The organism is Protofrankia sp. Cas8 (assembly GCF_963555845.1).
Lineage (GTDB): Bacteria > Actinomycetota > Actinomycetes > Frankiales > Frankiaceae > Protofrankia.
Genome location: NZ_CAUVXI010000008.1, coordinates 44,679 through 63,046, shown reverse-complemented (window position 1 = coordinate 63,046; position 18,368 = coordinate 44,679). Strand labels below are relative to the sequence as shown.

The window sequence follows — 18,368 nt, the reverse complement described above, 5'->3', positions numbered from 1 at the left end:
GGGCGAGTCCGGGATGAACACGTCCAGCTCGGCGGTGACCTCCGCCTGGACATCGGTCACCTCGGCGAAGCCGGGCGGGTCGGTCATGTTGTTCGACGGCAGGAACGCCAGCAGTGCCTTGGCGGTTTCCAGGCAGTCGAGCTCGTCCGCGGCCTGGAAGTGGGCGACACCGCTGCGGGAGTTGTGGGTGTGCGCGCCGCCCAGCTCCTCCATGCCGACGTCCTCGCCGGTCACGGTCTTGATGACGTCCGGGCCGGTGATGAACATGTGGCTGGTTTTGTCGACCATCAGCGTGAAGTCGGTGATGGCGGGGGAGTAGACGGCACCGCCGGCACACGGACCCATGATCAGTGAGAGCTGCGGGACGACGCCCGATGCCATCACGTTGCGATAGAAGATCTCGCCGTAGAGCCCGAGCGAGACCACGCCCTCCTGGATGCGCGCGCCACCCGAGTCGTTGATGCCCACCATCGGGCAACCGGTCTTGAGCGCCAGGTCCATGACTTTCACGATTTTCTCGCCGAAGACCTCGCCCAGGCTGCCGCCGAAAACGGTGAAGTCCTGGCTGAACACACACACCTGGCGGCCGTCCACAGTGCCGTAGCCCGTTACCACCCCGTCACCGTAGGGACGGTTCTGCTCGAGTCCGAAGTCATGCGCGCGGTGTCGGGCGAACGCGTCGGTCTCGACGAACGACCCGGGGTCGAGGAATGCCTCGATTCGCTCACGGGCTGTCATCTTGCCCTTGGCGTGCTGGGCGTCGACGGCCCGCTGGGAACCGGCGTGTACCGCGTCGTCGTTGACCCGCTTCAACTCGGCGATCTTGCCGGTGGCTGTCAGAAGATCGGGTACCGAACCCTGCGCGGGGTTCTCAGCGGGAACAGGAAGTACCATGCCGGGCAGCGTACGGCGGGTACGGCCCCACGTGCTCGATTCGCGCGCGGAGGGCACAAACCCGCGCCCGCGCCCGCGCGCGACGCGTCGGCGTCCCAGCCCGCCAACCTGAGGTCAGCGAACCCGAGGCCAGCCAACCCGAGGCCAGTCAACCCGAGGCTCGCCACCATAACGCTCCGGTAACACGTTCGTCGGTGGCACCCTGGCTGACATGCGGACATCGAAAATACAGCCACGGCGGCTGCCACTGGACGCCGGCCTGCTGGCGGCGGCTCTCGCCGACGACGGCCTGGACGTACAGGTAGTCGGGGAGACCGGCTCGACCAACGCCGATCTGGTGGCGGCCGCGAAAGCCGGCGCCGGTGAAGGACGGGTGCTCGTCGCCGAGCTGCAGTGGGCGGGGCGGGGGCGCCTGGAGCGGTCCTGGGTTTCACCGGCGGGCGCGGGGCTCACGTTTTCGGTGCTGCTGCGGCCAACCGTGCCGGCCGGAGCGCTCGGCTGGCTGCCGCTGGTAACCGGCACCTCGCTGGTTGCCACGCTGCGCCGGTTGGCGGGCATCCCGGCCGTTCTCAAGTGGCCCAACGACGTCCTGGTGGACGGCGCCAAGCTGGCGGGAATCCTTGCCGAGGCTGTTCCCTGCCAGCCCGCAACGGCGGCAGTGATCGTCGGGGTCGGCCTGAACGTCGAGACGGATGTCGATGAGCTGCCCCCGGGAGCAACCAGCGTGGCGCTCTGCCAGCGGCGGGGGTCACGCCCGGCCGTGGGCCGGGGGGAACTGCTGATCGAGCTGCTGCGGGACGTCGCCGCCACATACCGGGCCTGGCTGGCCGAGCCGGGCCGCGCCGTCGACGCCTACCGCTCGGTGTGTGCGACGCTCGGCCGGGCGGTGCGGGTCGAGCTGCCCGACGGCGCCGTCGTTGTGGGCACCGCCACAGACGTGGACGTCCACGGCCGGCTTGTCGTGGACGGCCGGGCTTTCGCCGCTGCGGACGTTGTTCACCTGCGCTGACGCCGAGCCGGTCGACCCTCGGGCCCGCCCGGTGCGGCGATGGTGAGACGATCGGCCGTGTGGGATTTCCAGAGAGCATTCTCACCAGTGACGAAGAGGTTGTCCTACACCTCCATCCACACTGGATCAGGCTGGTCGCGCCGGTCAGCGCGTTTGTCGTCGTTCTCGGCCTGACCCTGTTCGGTGTACTGGCGATCCCGGCGGGCTCGTTCCAGCACCCGGCGCAGTGGGTCCTCATCACGGCTGCGGCGGCCCTGCTCCTTTTCACCAGCCTGCGGCCGTGGTTGCGGTGGATCACGACACGCTATGTGGTGACGACGGAGCGCGTTGTCATCCGGACGGGAATTCTTTCCCGCACCGGCCGGGACATCCCGCTCCAGCGGCTCAACGATGTCTCGTTCCACCATTCGTTCGTCGAGCGCCTCCTGGGATCCGGCACACTGACCATCGAAAGCGCCGGCGAACGGGGTCAGGTGGTACTGGCGAACCTGCCCCGGGTCGAAGAGGTGCATACAACCCTCTACCGGCTGGTCGAGGACATCGAGGTCCGGCGCCGAGGGCCGGCCGGCGCCGATGCTGACGCCGACGGCTATGGCCGGTAGACAGCAGGGCCGGTTAGACAGCAGGGCCGGTTAGACAGCAGGGCCGGTTAGACAGCAGGGCCGGTTAGACAGCAGGGCCGGTAGGTGGCCGGGTCAGGCCAGCGGGTCGAACCGCTTCCACCACTGGTAGAGGGATGCGGCGTCGGTGTCCGCGGCGGCGAAGCTGACCAGGTCCGAGTCGTAGCTCCAGAACATCACAAACTGCCCACTGTGGTAGTAGCACAGGAGCGCGCCGGCATCGACGCTGGAATTGCTGCCCACCTGCCAGGTTCCGACGCTGGAACGGCCGTTCTCGCAGGCGCCCTCGTCGTTGATCTGACCGGACCGGTAGTCGACGTCGTTGCGCAGGGATCTCGCGGTGTAGTAATGGAACGCGATGACGGTTGTGCCGTTGCTCGCCGCGCACTTCAGCGACGCGTCGACGTCGGAGTCCTCGCCATCCGGATTCGCCTCGCAGTCGGTCATTTCGGCGGGATCGAGCACTGCCGACAGCCTGCGTTGGGCCACGGTCAGCCCGGCGGCGGAACCGCTGGCCGATGCGGATGCGGATGCGGATGCGGATGGTGATGGTGACGAGGTGGGCCGCGACGTGTCGGCCGGTCCGGTCGGGATCGCCGGCAGGGTTCGGCTTGCGGTCGGGCTGGGGTTGGGTTTATCCGAACGTGTCAGGGTAAATGCGATCACCGGGATGCTGACGGCGAGGGCCAGGAGCGCGACGATCACTCCGACCGTGGCGGTGGGTCGCCGGCGCGACGGCCGCCGCTGCGGCGGTCCGCCTGGGTAACCGTCTGGCGGCGGGTACGCGCCTGGCGGCGGGTAACCGCCTGGCGGCGGGTACGCGCCTGGCGGCGGGTACGGACCCGAGGGCGGCTGCTCGCCGAACGGGTAGCCCGCGGTCGGCGGATACTGATCCCGGGGTGCGGACGGGTTGGGGCCAGCGGCCATGCCGGCGGCGGACGCCGGCAGGACGCGGGTGGCGTGGAGGGCCGGTTCCGGTCTCACACCGGGTCCCGCGGTCGCGGTGGTCGCGGTCAGCAGGGCGCCCAGCGCTATCGCGGCCTGGGGGTCGTCGGCGGGCCGGGGCCGGACGCCAGTCATCTCCGCCAACAGCGCCGAAACCCGTGGGATGCGGGTCGAACCGCCGACAAGAAAGATCGCGGTGAGCTCGCCGGGTCGGACCCCCGCGTTCTGCGCTGTGCGGAGCAACTCCGTCACGGTCGCGCGTAGGTCACCTTCGATCGACGCTTCCAGGTCCGCCCGGGTGACCTCGATGTCACCGATGGATCCGCCTACCGCGACAGTGCAGACGGTGGTTGTCGACAGTGCTTCCTTGGCCGCCACAACCTGCTGGCGCAGTTGGTGGTGGCGCTGGCGCGTGGATGGACTCAGGTCGGCCCACAGCGCGTCCCATCCACGTGAGTCAACTGTGCGTGCCCGTTCTGCCACTCGACGGAGGAGGATGTCGTCGATGTTCTCGCCACCAAAGGCGGGATTGCCGCCGGGTTCCCCGCGGATTTCGAATCCGTTGGGTGTCGCGGTGAGAATCGTCGTCGCGAGGGTCGTGGCGCCCAGGTCGTACACGGCAACGGCCGTGCCCGCGCGGATGCCGGCCGGATCGGCATGCCAGCGTGCCGCCGCGATCGGTTCCGGGAGCAGCACGATGTCGGTGAGCCCCGCCCTGGCAGCGGCCGCCCGGAGTTTGTCGATCTCCGTTGACGTCCAGCGGACCGGCGCGGTGAGGACAACCTGGCCCGGCGGTGGGCCCGGAGCATGGCGGGTCGCCTCGTGCAGAACCTGGCGCAGGACGGCGGCGATCAGTTCGATCGTGGGGATGGTCATTTCGGCGAGCTGGACCTGATCGGTCGTCTCCAGCGCCCGTAATGGATGGCGCTGGGCGCGGTCGGGATGCGCGGCCGCGACCTCCACGGCCGCGGTACCGGTTAACAGCCGTCCGTCATTACTCAAGGTGACCACTGCTGGCATTGGCCCGTCCGGCCCGAGTCGCAGGGATACCCCGCGGCCGTCCACGTCGACGCAGGCGGACGTGCAGCCTGTGCCGAGGTCGACCGCGAGTGTCAGGCCGGTTGCCACATCTCCCCCGCATCCTCGGACGTTCTCGAGCCTGCGGCCATTATCGCGCGGCTGGAAAAACCGTCCCGATCCGGTGCTCGCGGTGCTCGCGGTGCTCGCGGTGCTCGCGGTGCTCGCGGTGTTCCGGGATCAGGTCGTCGGCTGTTCCGCTAGTGCTAGGGGAACTGCGGCCTGCGGGCGCGTGATCTGATGATCGTCGAACGCCCGTTGGCCCGCTTGGCCGTGGACGGCATAGGGAATGATCAGATCGTCGACGATCCGTTCCATGAACGCGGCGTCCACGACTTCACCGGACAGCAGAATCCGTTGCAGGACGAGTGCCGGTCCGAGCTCGATGAGCATCGCGTGGTCGGCACCGGCGCCGATCTCCCCGCGGGCGATACCACGGTGCACGATGACATCGGCCGCGGCTTTGCGTTGGGCGAGTAGCCCATTACGCAGAGCGTCCCGCAGCTCGGAATTACGGGGCATTTCCGACACCAGCTCGGCCATGATTCTGCCGCGATCATCGCCGATGGCATCCCGGTACGAGGAGAGGAACGCCAGCATGTCCGTGCGGAACGAGCCGGTGTCGGGAACGGGTACGGACTGCTCGGCCATTGTCGTGATCGCGTCCATGACCAGGGCGACCTTGGAAGGCCAACGGCGGTAGATCGTGGCTTTGCCGGCTTTCGCCCGGGTGGCCACCCTGTCCATGGTGACCCCGTCGTAGCCCACCTCGGCGAGTAGCTGGAGGGTGGCACGACGGATTGCGCCGTCCCGTGACTCATCCCGCGGACGACCCCCGGGACGGGCGTCAAGCGTAGGCCGCACCACGGCGTCCCCCTGTGACCTAGGCTTCCTGAGGCCCCGGGCAGCACAAATCATGATCACGCTGCCTTCCGCCAACCGGTCTCAACCGAACGCGTGTCATCCGGTGACCGTCGACGCGTTCCGTTTGCCGTCCCAAGCCGCGACGCCGACGAGAAGGAAACGTGCGGGCTCGTCCGAGAGCGTAGCGCATCCCAGGCTGACGGGAACCAATCAGAATCGGAACGGCGGTTCCTGTTTCGATCCTGATTGGTTACCTCGGCTTGGCCCTCGGTTCTTGGTCCTAGGTCCTAGGACCTTGCTCCTAGGCGCGGCCGGCCGGCTCGGGGACGCTGTGCCGACGCTGCGCATCGGCTGCGGCGTGCAGCAGCGCTTTCGGGTCGTCGGGGTGCAGGAACACCCACCGCTTGTATGCCCAGAATCGGAAGATGGTGCCGAGCCCGGTGCCGACCACGTTTGCGGCCAGGTTGAGCTCAAGCACGCCGTGCAGGTTCAGCACATGGCTGGCAAACCCGACGCATCCCAGGGCGATTGCCAGGCCGATGGCGTTGAAGATGACGAAAAGGGTGTATTCACGTCGTAGGCCCGTCCTGGCCCGGTGCGTGAACGACCAGTGTCGGTTGCCGACGTAGGCGCAGGTCGCGGCCACGATGGTGGACACGGTTTTCGCGCTGATCGGGTCCATGCCGACAAGCCCATGGCACAGGTTGAAGACGAGGACGTCAATGGCGTAGCAGGCGAGGCCGATCACGCCGAACTTCGCCATCTCGTGGTCGAGTACCGGCCAACGTGACTGCTTCGCGTTGGCCGCCACCGGTGCCACGCTCACTTCGGATGCTGTTGACCGATTTGTATCACCGGCTGAGCCTACAGACGGTTTCCACCGACTCATCCGCCACCCCCCTGGTTACGTGGGGCCGCCGGCCGTGCGAGCACATCCATGATCGCGTGACCGTCGGCCTGTCAAGTCCTTGGCGCCGCCGGTGACCGGAAAGATCACAATGAGGTCACCCTTGGCTGGATTGGTTCCCGCTCAGTGGCCCTCGAGAGCCCCGATCCCCTTTCCGATGCTTCGCGGGACAACGGAAGCCCGGCGTACGAGCGGACCCCGCGCCGTGCACGAAACGGTAGTCCGGGCGGCGATCTCACCGGCACGGGCCGGCTGCGGACGGGTGTACCGACAGTCGTAGCCGGGCGAGAACGCCCGACCCGCGATCGTCGGATCGTCCGCAGGGCCGATCCCTTGCGGCAAGTATGCCCCCTGCTTCGTTTGGTGACTCGATCGCGGGTCCGGTTGGCGCGACGTGGGTTCTGATCCGCGGTGGTCCGTACTGGTGGCGAAAACGGCGTGGTCGCGTCATCCTTGTTTCGGCCGGCTGTGGTGACGGCCCGCCACGCGGTGTCCCGGAGCGTTCCCAACCGGGTCGCGGCGGGGCGGCCTGCCGCACCGGTGGGTTCCCGGCGACGCTGCCGTGCACGAACGGACGAACGTGGTTCTGTTGTGTCCACCGCGCCGATGGAGGTTGCACCACCATGACCATGGTCGACAGCCGAGGCTCAGTGCGGGCCGCCGGCGCACGCACCACTACCACCACCGCTCACCTGGGTCCCGTCGGTCACTCGCGCACCGCCACGGATTCGATGGTGGAGCGTGCCGGGGCCTTCGCGGCCGTACGCCAGGCCGATGGCGCGCCGATGCGGGCGCGTCCGGCCAGGCCCGCGACCGGTGTCGCAGTCCTGGCCTGCATGGACGCTCGCCTGGACGTTCATGCGCTGCTGGGTCTCGCTGAGGGCGACGCGCATGTCCTGCGAAACGCCGGCGGCGTGGTCACCGACGACGTGATCCGTTCGCTGGCGGTCAGCCAGCACGAGCTCGGCACAACGGAGATCATCCTGTTGCATCACACCCAGTGCGGGATGATGACCATCACCGACGATGGATTTCGGGACAAGCTGTTCGAACACGCGGGGTTCCGCCCGGCCTGGCCCGTCCACACGTTCGCCAATCTTGAGGCGAGCGTCCGGGCGTCCATCTCGCGACTTCGCTCCGATCCCTTCCTCGTCACCTCGGGGTCGGTTCGCGGTTTCATCTATGACGTGGCGAGCGGCACCCTGCACGAAGTCGTCGAATGATCATTCTGGGGCCGCCGGCCCGGTCAGTGCTCCGGGGACGGCGGCCTCCGGGCGCGCGATCTGACGATCGTCGCGCGCCCTTTGGCCCTTTAGGCGGGCCGGCCCAAGGCGTGGTAGGCCCAGCCGGCCGCGCGCCACGCGGCCGGGTCCAGGGCGTTACGGCCATCGATGATGATCGCGCCGGCGACCACCTGGGTGAGCGTGGCGGGGTCGAGTTCACGGAACTCGCTCCACTCGGTGAGGTGCAGCAGGATGTCGGCACCGACCGCGGCGTGGACGGCGTTGTTCGCGTAGGTCAGCTGGGGGTGAGCGGCGCGGCAGTTGGGGATCGCCGCCGGGTCATAGACGGTTACCGTGGCGCCGGCGCGGTGTAGGGCGCCCGCGACGTCGAGGGCCGGCGAGTCGCGGATGTCGTCGGAGCTGGGTTTGAACGCCGCCCCGAGAACGGCGATCTTCTTGTTGGCGACCGTCCCGCCCAGTAGCCGGGTGGTCAGGCTCACGGTTCTGGTGCGCCGACGCGAGTTGATGGCGTCGACCTCCGCGAGGAAGCCGAGCGCCCGGCCGACACCGAGCTCGTCCGCGCGGGCCTGGAACGCACGGATGTCCTTGGGTAGGCAGCCCCCACCGAAGCCGAGACCGGCGTGCAGGAACTGCCCGCCGATGCGACTGTCGTAGGACAGCGCGGTGGACAGGTCGGTGACGTCCCCACCGGTGACCTCGCAGATCTCCGCCATTGCGTTGATAAAAGAGATCTTGGTTGCGAGGAACGCGTTCGAGGCGAGCTTTACCAGTTCAGCAGTGGGATAGTCGGCAACGACAACCGGCACACCTGCGTTGATGAGGGCGGCGTAGACACGGCGCAGGACCGCCTCGGCAACCCGTGCCCTGGCCGGGTCGGGTGGCAGACCGAAGACCAGGCGGTCGGGCCGCAAGGTGTCGTCAATAGTGAAGCCTTCGCGCAGGAACTCCGGGTTCCACGCCAGCTCCACGGCGGGGGCCTCGGCGTCGAGCTGTCCCGCCAGTCGCATGGCCGTGCCGACGGGCACGGTGGATTTTCCGACGATGAGCGCCCCCGGCCGGATCCCAGCTCTGAGCAGCCCGGTGAGGGCGGCGTCAACATGGCGCATGTCGGCCGCATTCGCCCCGGGAAGTTGTGGAGTCCCTACACAGATGAAGTGGACGTCCGCGGTAGCGGCGGCGTCCGTCACGGACGTGGTGAAACGCAGGCGGTGAGCCTCCAGGTTCTTGCGCAGGAGCTCCTCCAGCCCTGGTTCGAAGAACGGCGTCTCGCCGGCGGCGAGACGTCTGATCCTGACCGGGTCCACATCAACGCCGACCACGTCGAATCCCAGTTCCGCCATGCAGACCGCATGGGTCGCGCCCAGGTAGCCGGTACCGATGACGCTCAGACGAAGATCGCTCGAGACTGCCATTTACGCACCCCAGCCCCGTTCCTTCATCCACGCCCCTCGTGCCGGTCGTTCTTATACCCGGTGTTCGGGCGTCGCGAACGGGAACCCGCTCTCCATTGCGTCGCCTCCCGACCGTCGATCATCCGGGCAGAAGATTCACAACAGGCTATTGTCGAGCGTTGACTGCGGCTGGGTCACCGCAGTGGCGCCCCGAGACGACGGGTGCCCGCGGGGGTGTGTGCTGGCACACCGGGTGCTGCTGCCGGTATGTCAGACGTTGCTTCCCGCATCCCGGGCATCGGCCCGCAGACAGCCGTGACACGCTCCGCGGCGACCCGGCGGTCAAGGAGGGTGTGGTCGAGGTTTCGACAGATGACGAGCGACGCCCCGGCGGCCAGGGGACTGAGCAGCCCGGCGAGAAGCCCCTGCGGCGTGTCATAACCGGCCGTCGTCAGGATGCGGTCGTGTTCGGAGAGGTCCCAGGCCCTGGCGTAGTAGCCAGCCAGTCGCACCAGGATCCGCTGGTTTGCCGGTGGACGCGGTGGCGTGAAGCGGTCGCCGTGGGCGAGAACCTCCCCGGCGAAGTCGAGTACTCCCGGCATGGGCCGGGCGAGCCGTCCGCCCATCGGGCGCAACGACAGGGCGACGACATCGCCCTGCTCGCCCGCCGCGAGCACGGCGTCGGCCGTCTGTTCGGTCAGGAACACCGCCGCCGGGGGATCGCTCTGATCGTCGGCGTCGGCGTCGGCGTCGGCGTCGGACCGGGTGACGGTGACGTGCGCGCCGGACGACCACGCTGCGAGGAGCACCACCGCGGTTTGCCAGTGCGGCGGCAGCGCGATGCGGATCGTGTCTCCCGGAGCGAGCCCGAGCGTGTCCACGAGCAGGTTCGCGGTCTTGGCAACCCAGTTGTCCACGGTGGCCGCGGACAGTTCGGTCCGCTCGCCGGTGGCATCGTCATAGAACGTCAGCAGTGGACGTGCCGAGTCGGCACGTACCCGGTGGGCGAGCAGCGCGGCGACCCCGTCCGCGCCGGCGGTGTCGGTCATTCCCGGGCGATCGGTCATGGCGGCGGGGTCGACGGCGTCTGGCGGTATCGCGGCGAGCGCGGCATCCAGAACGCGGTCCACCACGCCGTCAAGCAGACGTCCCGCCGGAGACGTCGATGCGGGCGACGTTGATGGTGTCATAGGACGTTCACGGTAGTTGACACCTCAGGGAAGCCGATGGGAATCGCGGTCACGCCGTGCAGGATGTGTTCGCGGGGGCGACCGTGGGCGGCGGCGGCGGGGCAGCTGCTGAGCCGGGGACAGTGGGAGCGGTACCGGTGGAGCTGGTGCCGGTGGAGCTGGAGCCGGTGGAGGGTGTACCCCGGGAGCCGGGTAGGGACCCGGCCGGCGGCGCCTGCCCGCCGGTCACGCCCGTGAAGGAGGCCCCGAGCACGACGACGAGGCCGTTGCTGATCTTCGAGTCCTCGATCGTCTGCGATCCGGCGATCAGACCCGACAGCGCGCGCGCCGCGCCCTCCTGCCCGGCCGGGTAGCGGATCTCCGTGACGACCTGTCCGGCCGCACCGGTGGTGGGCCGCAAGGAACCGGCGAACCCCAGCGCGCCGAGTGCCGTGGTCGTCTGTACGGCCAGACCCGAACGGCCGGTCCTGTTGCGAACTTCGGCGATGGTCACCTGGCCCGGTGGCAGCGTTGGACTACCGGTTGCGCCCGCTGGGGCGTCGCCGCCGGTCGCGGGTCGAAGCGGTGCGAGGACCTGCCAGAGCCCGACCGGCTCGTAGAACAGCACATTGCCGTGAGGGGGGATGGTGCCCTGCTCGTCGGTGGCGCCTTCGGATTTCAGCGGTACATGGGTGGGGATCGTGATGAACTTCACTTTTCCGCTGCCGAGGCCACTCAACCGCTGCGCCATTTTGATCATTGCGCCGTTCTCGGTGAGACCGTTGTCAACCTTGAGCGACCCGCCGACGGCGCCGATCAATTGGGTGATCTTGACGGGGTTGGTCAGCACGCCTGCGCTGGTTGCCTTTTCGAGCAGCTTGGACAGGAACTGCTGCTGGCGGGCGACGCGGTAGGTCTCATCGGGTAGGGCGTGGCGGGTGCGGACGAAGGCTAGCGCCTGGTCACCGTTGAGGTGGTTGATGCCGAACTTTCCGCGCCACTGGGAGAAGTTGTCGTGCAGATTGGTCGTGCCGCCGCCGGGAAGCTGCGCGACGCACACGTCCACCCCGCCGACCGCGTCGGTCATGGTCTTGAAGCCAGCCAGATCGATCGAGATGAAATGATCGATCTTGAGGCTGGTCAGGTTCTCCAGCGTGCGGGTGAGCCCCTCGATGCCAGCGTAGGACAGGACGTTGGTGAGCTTGTCCTTCCCGTCATGGGGGGTTTGCGCGATGCCGGAGGCAACGGTCACGAGGGTGTCCCGGGGAAATGACACCAGGGTGACCGAACCGTCCGTGCCGAAGTGAGCGATGATCGTAGTATCCGAGCGGACCCCGTCGACCTGGCCGTACTCACCGTGGGTGCCCGCTCGGCTGTCGTCGCCGAGCAGCAGGATGTTCATCTCGCCCGGTCGCTCGGGCGGCCGGTCACCACCGGGCGACCATGCGACCCCGGTGACCGAGTCGTCGAAGTAGCGGTATGCCGCCCATCCGACGGAGCTGACGGCGAGAACCACCAGCGACAGTGCGGCCGCCGCGCCGACGGACAACGTCCGAAGCGGTGAGCGGACCGGGCGGCGCCGGAGGTTCAGCGGACGCCGTGGGCTCAGCTCTGGCGGCAACGCCGGCCGGCGTATGGATCTGCCACTCACCGGCTTTTTCGAACCTCCTTGACCGGAGCAATCGCGCGGCGCCTCGTCCACGAGCGAACATGCCCCTGTGCCTGATAAGGACGCTTAAAGCTCCTCTGACGTTGCCATGAGACGCAGGACACCCCACTACCGGGTGCCTGAAACAGCGGACGGTAACGTTGAAGCTACTCGATATGGTCGCCAGTGGTCATCGGGAAGTGACGCGATCACGGGCGCTCAGAGACCTTGGTGGCTCTGAGGCGTTGCTGGCTCAGAGGCGAAACTAGAAGGTGCAGCTGGCGGTCAGTTCCGTAGCGGTCACCGCCGGCGTCGTGGGGGCCGGACTCGGCGTCGGCGAGCTGTTCGCCGATCCCTTTGCACCCTTTGGCGGGTCACCCCCCGCAGCCGGGGCGGATGCCATTGCCTGGGTCGCGATCCCGTTGAAGTCGCTACCGACCACCAGGGTGACGTGCGTGCCCGCTGACCGGTCTTCGCGCAGCTCCACCCCGGGAATCGCGGCGGCCAGCGTCCGCGCAGCCGCGAGCCCGTCCGGGCCGTAGCGCACGAGCGTGGTCTCCGTGCGCCTGGGCTCGGCGCTTGCGACCCGGGCGATCCGGAATCCGGCCGCCGCGAGATCCCTGGCGGCGCTGCTCGCGAGCCCGCTGGTCGTGGTTCCGTTGAGGACGTCGACGGTGACCGCCGACGGTGGGACCGTCGTCGCTTCGGGCTGTGCGCCCGGCGTGCCCAGCGTGCCCGGCGTGCCCGTCGGGTTCGGTGCTACGGTGCCGTGCCCGCGCAACGGCGCCAGGAACGTGTCGAGCTGGCCCGGATCGTAGAGCTGGACCGAGCCGAAGCGCCGGAGTTCCCCAGCGGAGTTCGCGCCGTCGGCCCTGGTCGGTTCTCGGACGGGGATCGTCTCGAAACTGATCGCGTCGGTGGACATCCCGCGCAGCCGGTTCGCGAGGTTGCGTAGGTCGTCCACGGTCGTGCCGTCGTCCACGGTCAGCGCTCCCGTCGCGGACGCGAGCAGACCCTCGAGTTTCGCCGGATTGGCGAGCACTCCGTTGCTTGTCGCCTTCTGGAAGACCGTGCTGATGAACTGCTGCTGGCGCCGGATCCGGTCGAAATCCCCGTCGGGCAGGCCGTAGCGTTGTCGGACGAAGGCCAGTGCCTGCTCGCCGTTGAGATGGTTCTCACCCACGACGCCGTGCCACTGGGACCACTCGTCGTGCAGGTTCGAGGTGCTGCCGCCCGGCAGCGGTCGCACACAGATGGTGACCCCGCCGATGGCGTCGGTCATGGCCTTGAAGCCGGCGAGGTCGATCGACACGAAGTGGTCGATTTTGATATTGGTGAGGTTCTCGAGCGTTCTGATCAACAGCGACGGGCCGCCGATCGTGATCGCCGCGTTCAGTTTGTTGCGGCCGTGTCCGGGAATCGTGACGAGGGTGTCCCGGGGAAACGACACCAATGTGGTTGTTCCGTTGGCGTCGAGGTGAGCAATCATGGTCGTATCGGAGCGCTGTCCGGAGACGACTTCGTCGCTCTGGTACTGGTTACCGGTGCCTTCCCGGCTGTCGGATCCGACCAGCAGGAAGTTCTCGGTCCCCGGCGGGGCCTCCGCCGGCCGCTCGGCCTCGTCGAGACCGAGCGGCACTCTGGTGATCTGGGCGTCGAAGTAGCGGTAGACGACGTAACCACCGCCGCTCACCGCGAGAACTGCCATTGACACGACGGCTGCGAGTGCGAGGGCCAGTTTCTGGAACAGGGAGCGCTGGGCTGGGGCGTCGTCCGCCCGGGGGTCGTCCGCATGGAGGTCGTCCGCATGGAGATCGTCGGACGGTTCCTGAGGCGGATCGGCCGGCGGGTCCACGTGAGTGTCCGGCGAAACGGTCACCGCGTCCGCACCTCCCACCCCCGCCGCGACCTGGCGCCGGTTCGCGGTCATGAACGTCGTCCACCTGCTGGTCGGTGCTGTCGAGCGGTCGCGGCCCACCCGGCACCGCCGATATCATTACCGACGTCGGTAATGCGGTGGCCATCTGTGGTCCTGGTTGCTGAAGGTACCCGCCCGAGGCGCAGCGCATGCGCGGAGCTGCGCTCCGCCATATGGCGAGCCGTATGCCTGGGTGGCCGGAGACAGTCGAAAACAATCTGATCATGTCCCCGTTCGCGTGTTCGGCTGCCTTTCAGGCAGGGGTGGGGCCCACGATAGGGTTCGGATCATGAAAGCTCTTGTTCTCGCGGGTGGCTCCGGAACGCGGTTGCGCCCAATCACCCATACGTCAGCCAAGCAGCTCGTTCCCGTGGCGAACAAGCCGGTGCTCTTCTACGGGCTGGAAGCGATCGCCGAAGCGGGTATCACCGAAGTCGGGATCATCGTAGGCGATACCGCGGCGGAGATCGAGGCCGCGGTCGGCGACGGTTCCGCGCTGGGTATCAAGGTCACCTACATTCGTCAGGAGGCGCCGCTGGGTCTTGCGCACGCCGTCCTCGTCGCACGTGATTTCCTCGCGGACGAGCCGTTCGTGATGTATCTCGGCGACAACCTGATCATCGGTGGTATCTCCGGGTTCGTGGAGGAATTCAAGCGTAGTCGGCCGGACGCGCTGATTCTGCTGACCAAGGTCTCCAATCCGTCCGCGTTCGGTGTGGCGGAGCTCGGCCCGCAGGGCCACGTCGTCCGCCTGGTCGAGAAGCCCGAGGAGCCGCCGAGCGATCTTGCGCTTGTCGGTGTCTACCTCTTCGGGGTGGCCGTCCATGAGGCGGTGCGGGCGATCAAGCCGTCTGGCCGGGGTGAGCTGGAGATCACCGAGGCGATTCAGTGGCTGGTGGACCGTGGCCACGAGGTCGCGCCGCACCTGGTCGAGGGGTACTGGAAGGACACCGGGCGGCTCGACGACATGTTGGAGACCAACCGCCACCTGCTGGAGTCCCTTGAGCCCGACGTGCGCGGCGCGGTCGACGAGCACAGCACGATCGTGGGCCGGGTCGTGATCGAGGAAGGCGCGTCACTGGTGCGGTCCTCGGTGCGCGGGCCTGCGATCATCGGTCGCGGCACGACGCTTGTCGACTCCTACGTCGGCCCCTTCACCTCGATCTACTATTCGTGCACGATCGAGAACACCGAGATCGAGTACTCGATCGTGCTGGAGCGGGCGACGATTCGCGACATCGGACGCATCGAGGACTCGCTGATCGGCCGGGACGTCGAGGTCGTTCCGTCGGACGCCCGCCCGCGGGCACACCGCCTCATGCTCGGCGACCACTCGCGTGTCTCGGTGGCCACAACGTCCTGAGCGCGACTTTTTGATCACGGGGCGCCCGTCCGCGACGTCCGCCGGCGCGATCCCCGCGGACCTCGCGGACCTCGCGGACGGCCTCCGCCAGCGTGAGACACCCGAAAAGCACACAGAGGGTGAACGTGGCGATGGTGACACCTTCGGGAACAGGTGCCCAACGCCCGATGGCTGCGACGATGCCGACAATGTGCCGGATGGGAATGGACGCACCGGGCGGCAGCCAGTAATAGGAACAGACGGCCCAGAGGGCCGCGCTCTGCATGGCCAGCGCGCCGGCCAGGACGGCGAGGCCGGCCAGCCGCTCGCGTCCCCTGAGTAGTCGGCCAAGCCCACCGGCGGTGACCACGGCGATGCCGACGATGCCGAGGTACAGATATCGGCCCTGGATGGCGATCGCACGGGTGGACTCCAGGTAATCGGCATAGCTTCGCTGGCCGACCAGCAGATAGGCCAGGAAAACCGGCATGAGCAGGACCGGCGGACGCACGTGAACCCCCAGGCGGGTAGGCCGCCGGCCAGGCCGGATCACGCCGGCGTCCCGGCGGTGGGTCACAGCCGCGATGACACACCCGGTCACGGCGAGCGTCGCGGCGAGCGTCGCGACCCGGGACAGCGCAGGCGGTTCGAACATTCCCAGACCGCCCCAGAACCGACTGATGATCGTTCGCCAGAAGTAGCCGTACCAGGTGCCGAATGACTTCGGTAGCAGGATCGGTTCTCGCCGTGGCGGGTCAGTTGCCCATCCATTGGGCTCTATTGAGTGGTAGAGGATGTAATTGCGGACCCACCACCATCCGCCGGCTGCGCAGGCAGGCCCGATCGCGAGCAGCGCCGGCCGCCACGGCGGCGTGCGTACAACCGCGGCCCGCCCGGACCCGGTGGTCAGGGCGCAGCGGCGCCCGCGTGGTCCGCGGGGCGCCGCCCAGCCGAGCGGATAGGCGATCGCGACCATCAGCACCAGCGGCAGAGCCAGCGCCTTGGTGAGTAGTGCCACGGTGAGTGACAGGGCGATGCCCACCGCTGTCCGCCGGCGCATGTCACCGGCCAGTACGCCGGCGATCAGTACTGTCAGCCCGCCGACCGAGAACATCAGCAGTCCGTCGTTGTTGAACGTGGCCCCGACCCGGGTCAGGCCGGGAACGGCGAGCGGCACTGCCGCGGCAGCCTGTGCCAACGGTTGGCAGAGCCCGAACCGCCGCGCGGCCGCCCAGGCGAGCAGGGGCAGGGGAGCGACAAGGCTGATGTTGAGCAGGCGCAGCGCCCAGACCTGCCGGTCATAGGCCCATCGCGACGATCCCGGCAGGGCCGCCAGCATGCCCGCCCCGACCACATAGATCATCGGCGGGTGCTGCACGATCTGGTTGGGCAGCCGGCCGTCCGTGACCGGCTCGGGGCCGCCCAGCGCATCAAAGGACAGGCGCCGGCCGCGGGGCGTCGGCCTGATCGCGGCGAATGGTGGATCACTGGGGGATCTGCGACCCGACTGGAACATCCCGGCGTACCGGCCGCGATCGAAGTCGTCCGAGGTGGCGGCGACCCCCTTCGCCATGATCCGGTCGCCCGGCGCCGGCCATCCACCGCCGTGGAGCAGCCCGTAGACCATGTCGACGTGTTGGGCCTCGTCGTAACCGGTCCAGGTCGGATATGTGAACGAGTAGGTCGCCAACAGCGTGAGGTGCAACGCTGTCAGCAGGACAACCCCCCGCGGTGGACGGGACCGGGCGCGGGTCAGCACGTCGTCGGGTGCTCGCCGGGGCGCCGGGGGTCTGATCGCTGCCTTCTCCGGACGACGGTGACGGCCAGACCTGGTTGGCCAGCCGTGCCCAACGGTCAGTAGGGCAACTTCAAGCCTGGGTGCACGGCTGATACTTTGTGTAATGAACCGATGGCGGTATGGTCATTTCATCCATGGTGGGTGATGGGATGGGCCGTGGATGATCATCTGGCGAGGTCTGCCACACTTACCTGGTGCGCGTGATGGTGACGGGAGCCGGCGGTCAGCTCGGAGCGGACCTCTGTCAGCTGCTGGAGTCCGATAAGCGGGTCCTTGCCTGGGCGGGTTTCACCCGCGCCGAGTTCGACGTCACCGACGCGGCCCGGGTGCGGGCGGTCATCGCGGACCAGGCCCGGCCCGCGAAGATCCAGGGCGGTCTCGTGGTGGTCAACACCGCCGCTTGGACGGACGTCGACGGTGCCGAGTCCGACGAGACGGGCGCCTACGCCGCGAATGCTGCCGCTCCGGCGCAGCTAGCCGCAGCCTGTGCCGAGGTCGGCGCAACCCTGGTGCACGTCTCCACCGACTACGTCTTCGACGGCACGGCGGACAAGCCGTACGAGGCCGATGCCCCCACCGCGCCGCGTTCGGCATACGGGCGGACCAAACTCGCCGGCGAGCAGGCCGTGCTCGCGCTGTGTCCGTCTGCCTATGTCGTGCGCACCGCCTGGGTGTACGGCGCGTCCGGGCGCAACTTCGTCCGGACGATCGCCAAGCTCGCGGCGGAGCGCGACACCCTGTCGGTGGTCGACGACCAGCAAGGGTCACCCACCTGGGCGGTGGACCTCGCCGCCGGGCTGATCGAGCTCGCGGCATCGGGGGTCAGGCCGGGGATCTACCACTGCACCGGCGGTGGCGACACGACCTGGTACGGATTCGCTCGGGCGATCGTCACCGAGCTGGGGATGGACCCGGCGAAGGTCACGCCGACGACGACCGACGCGTTCCCCCGGCCGGCTCCGCGCCCGGCCTATTCGGTGCTGTCGTCCCGTTCGTGGAGCGACGCGGGCCTGACCCCGCTGCGTCCGTGGCGCGATGCGCTGGCCGCGGCCTTCCCCCAGATCACCCCTGCGCCGTAGGCCGGGAGTATCTCGACCGGCTCTAGGCAGACGTGTTGCGTTACGTCCTGGCCACGGTGCTGCCTGAACAGAACGACACCGGGATCACGACCGCCCTCGCACCCTTTCTACCGTTCACCTCCGCCCGGATCACCGGTCTGTCCGGTCCAGTCGGCGATGTTGTGCCGGGTGCTCAGGGTGTTGGGGTGGTCGGGGCCGAGAACCCGCTCCCGGTCGGGTAGCAGCTCTCGGAATAGCCGCAGCGCCTCGCCCGGATCACCGGTCTGCCCGGTCCAGCCGGCGATGTGGTTCCGGGTGGCCAGGGTGTTGGGGTGGTCGGGGCCGAGAACCCGCTCGAGGGCGGGTAGCAGCTCTCGGAATAGCCGCAGCGCCTCGCCCGGATCACCGGCCTGTCCGATCCAGCCGGCGATGTTGCCCCGGGTGGTCAGGGTGGTGGGGTGGTCGGGGCCGAGAACCCGCTCGA

General features: G+C 68.4%; 15 protein-coding genes. 5 read left to right on the top strand and 10 right to left on the bottom strand.

Features of this window, described 5'->3' with window-relative positions; genetic code table 11:
* A partial coding sequence (locus U9977_RS03025) for an acyl-CoA carboxylase subunit beta (RefSeq protein ID WP_322747606.1) occupies positions 1–894 on the bottom strand: 894 nt, incomplete at its 3' end.
* 211 nt (positions 895–1,105) lie between these two features.
* Here U9977_RS03025 and U9977_RS03020 point away from each other — a divergent pair.
* Positions 1,106–1,903, top strand: coding sequence for a biotin--[acetyl-CoA-carboxylase] ligase (locus U9977_RS03020; protein ID WP_322747605.1), 798 nt, complete (start codon positions 1,106–1,108; stop codon positions 1,901–1,903).
* A 59-nt stretch (positions 1,904–1,962) separates the two neighbouring features.
* Complete coding sequence (locus U9977_RS03015; protein WP_322747604.1) at positions 1,963–2,505, top strand: PH domain-containing protein; 543 nt, start codon at positions 1,963–1,965, stop codon at positions 2,503–2,505.
* A 93-nt stretch (positions 2,506–2,598) separates the two neighbouring features.
* On the opposite strand, the gene U9977_RS03010 is transcribed toward U9977_RS03015, so the two are convergent.
* The 3 genes from U9977_RS03010 to U9977_RS03000 form a co-directional block, all read right to left on the bottom strand.
* The gene (locus U9977_RS03010; RefSeq protein WP_322747603.1) at positions 2,599–4,596 is read right to left on the bottom strand and encodes an Hsp70 family protein; all 1,998 of its coding nucleotides are present in this window, start codon (positions 4,594–4,596) and stop codon (positions 2,599–2,601) included.
* Positions 4,597–4,725: 129 nt separating this feature from the next.
* Positions 4,726–5,409, bottom strand: a complete 684-nt coding sequence (locus U9977_RS03005; RefSeq protein WP_322747602.1) for a TetR/AcrR family transcriptional regulator — start codon at positions 5,407–5,409, stop codon at positions 4,726–4,728.
* Between the two features lie 301 nt (positions 5,410–5,710).
* Complete coding sequence (locus U9977_RS03000; protein ID WP_322747611.1) at positions 5,711–6,172, bottom strand: GtrA family protein; 462 nt, start codon at positions 6,170–6,172, stop codon at positions 5,711–5,713.
* Positions 6,173–6,939: 767 nt separating this feature from the next.
* Between U9977_RS03000 and U9977_RS02995 the strand changes: the two genes are divergently transcribed.
* Complete coding sequence (locus tag U9977_RS02995) at positions 6,940–7,539, top strand: beta-class carbonic anhydrase (protein ID WP_416210455.1); 600 nt, start codon at positions 6,940–6,942, stop codon at positions 7,537–7,539.
* A gap of 89 nt (positions 7,540–7,628) precedes the next feature.
* On the opposite strand, the gene U9977_RS02990 is transcribed toward U9977_RS02995, so the two are convergent.
* The 4 genes from U9977_RS02990 to U9977_RS02975 form a co-directional block, all read right to left on the bottom strand.
* Positions 7,629–8,972 carry a UDP-glucose/GDP-mannose dehydrogenase family protein gene (locus U9977_RS02990; RefSeq protein WP_322747601.1) on the bottom strand — a complete coding sequence of 448 codons (1,344 nt, stop codon included), beginning with the start codon at positions 8,970–8,972 and terminating at the stop codon, positions 7,629–7,631.
* Positions 8,973–9,145: 173 nt separating this feature from the next.
* A complete protein-coding gene (locus tag U9977_RS02985) occupies positions 9,146–10,141 on the bottom strand; it encodes a TIGR03089 family protein (protein ID WP_322747600.1) in 996 nt (331 codons plus the stop codon).
* A gap of 49 nt (positions 10,142–10,190) precedes the next feature.
* Positions 10,191–11,771 carry an LCP family protein gene (locus U9977_RS02980; RefSeq protein ID WP_322747599.1) on the bottom strand — a complete coding sequence of 527 codons (1,581 nt, stop codon included), beginning with the start codon at positions 11,769–11,771 and terminating at the stop codon, positions 10,191–10,193.
* A 262-nt stretch (positions 11,772–12,033) separates the two neighbouring features.
* Positions 12,034–13,698: an LCP family protein gene (locus U9977_RS02975; protein ID WP_322747598.1), complete on the bottom strand. Its 1,665-nt coding sequence runs from the start codon at positions 13,696–13,698 to the stop codon at positions 12,034–12,036.
* Between the two features lie 277 nt (positions 13,699–13,975).
* On the opposite strand from U9977_RS02975, the gene U9977_RS02970 reads away from it, so the two are divergent.
* Entirely contained in the window at positions 13,976–15,049 is a 1,074-nt protein-coding gene (locus U9977_RS02970) for a glucose-1-phosphate thymidylyltransferase (RefSeq protein ID WP_322747597.1), read from the top strand.
* Here U9977_RS02970 and U9977_RS02965 read toward each other — a convergent pair.
* On the bottom strand, positions 15,003–16,787 hold the full coding sequence (locus tag U9977_RS02965; protein WP_322747596.1) for a hypothetical protein: 1,785 nt from the start codon (positions 16,785–16,787) through the stop codon (positions 15,003–15,005). The genes U9977_RS02970 and U9977_RS02965 overlap by 47 nt on opposite strands.
* A 242-nt stretch (positions 16,788–17,029) precedes the next feature.
* On the opposite strand from U9977_RS02965, the gene rfbD reads away from it, so the two are divergent.
* Positions 17,030–17,905, top strand: a complete 876-nt coding sequence (rfbD, locus tag U9977_RS02960; protein WP_322747595.1) for a dTDP-4-dehydrorhamnose reductase — start codon at positions 17,030–17,032, stop codon at positions 17,903–17,905.
* A 107-nt stretch (positions 17,906–18,012) separates the two neighbouring features.
* Here rfbD and U9977_RS02955 read toward each other — a convergent pair.
* Positions 18,013–18,368, bottom strand: a 356-nt coding sequence (locus U9977_RS02955; RefSeq protein WP_322747594.1) for a tetratricopeptide repeat protein, incomplete at its 5' end; no start/stop codon positions are given.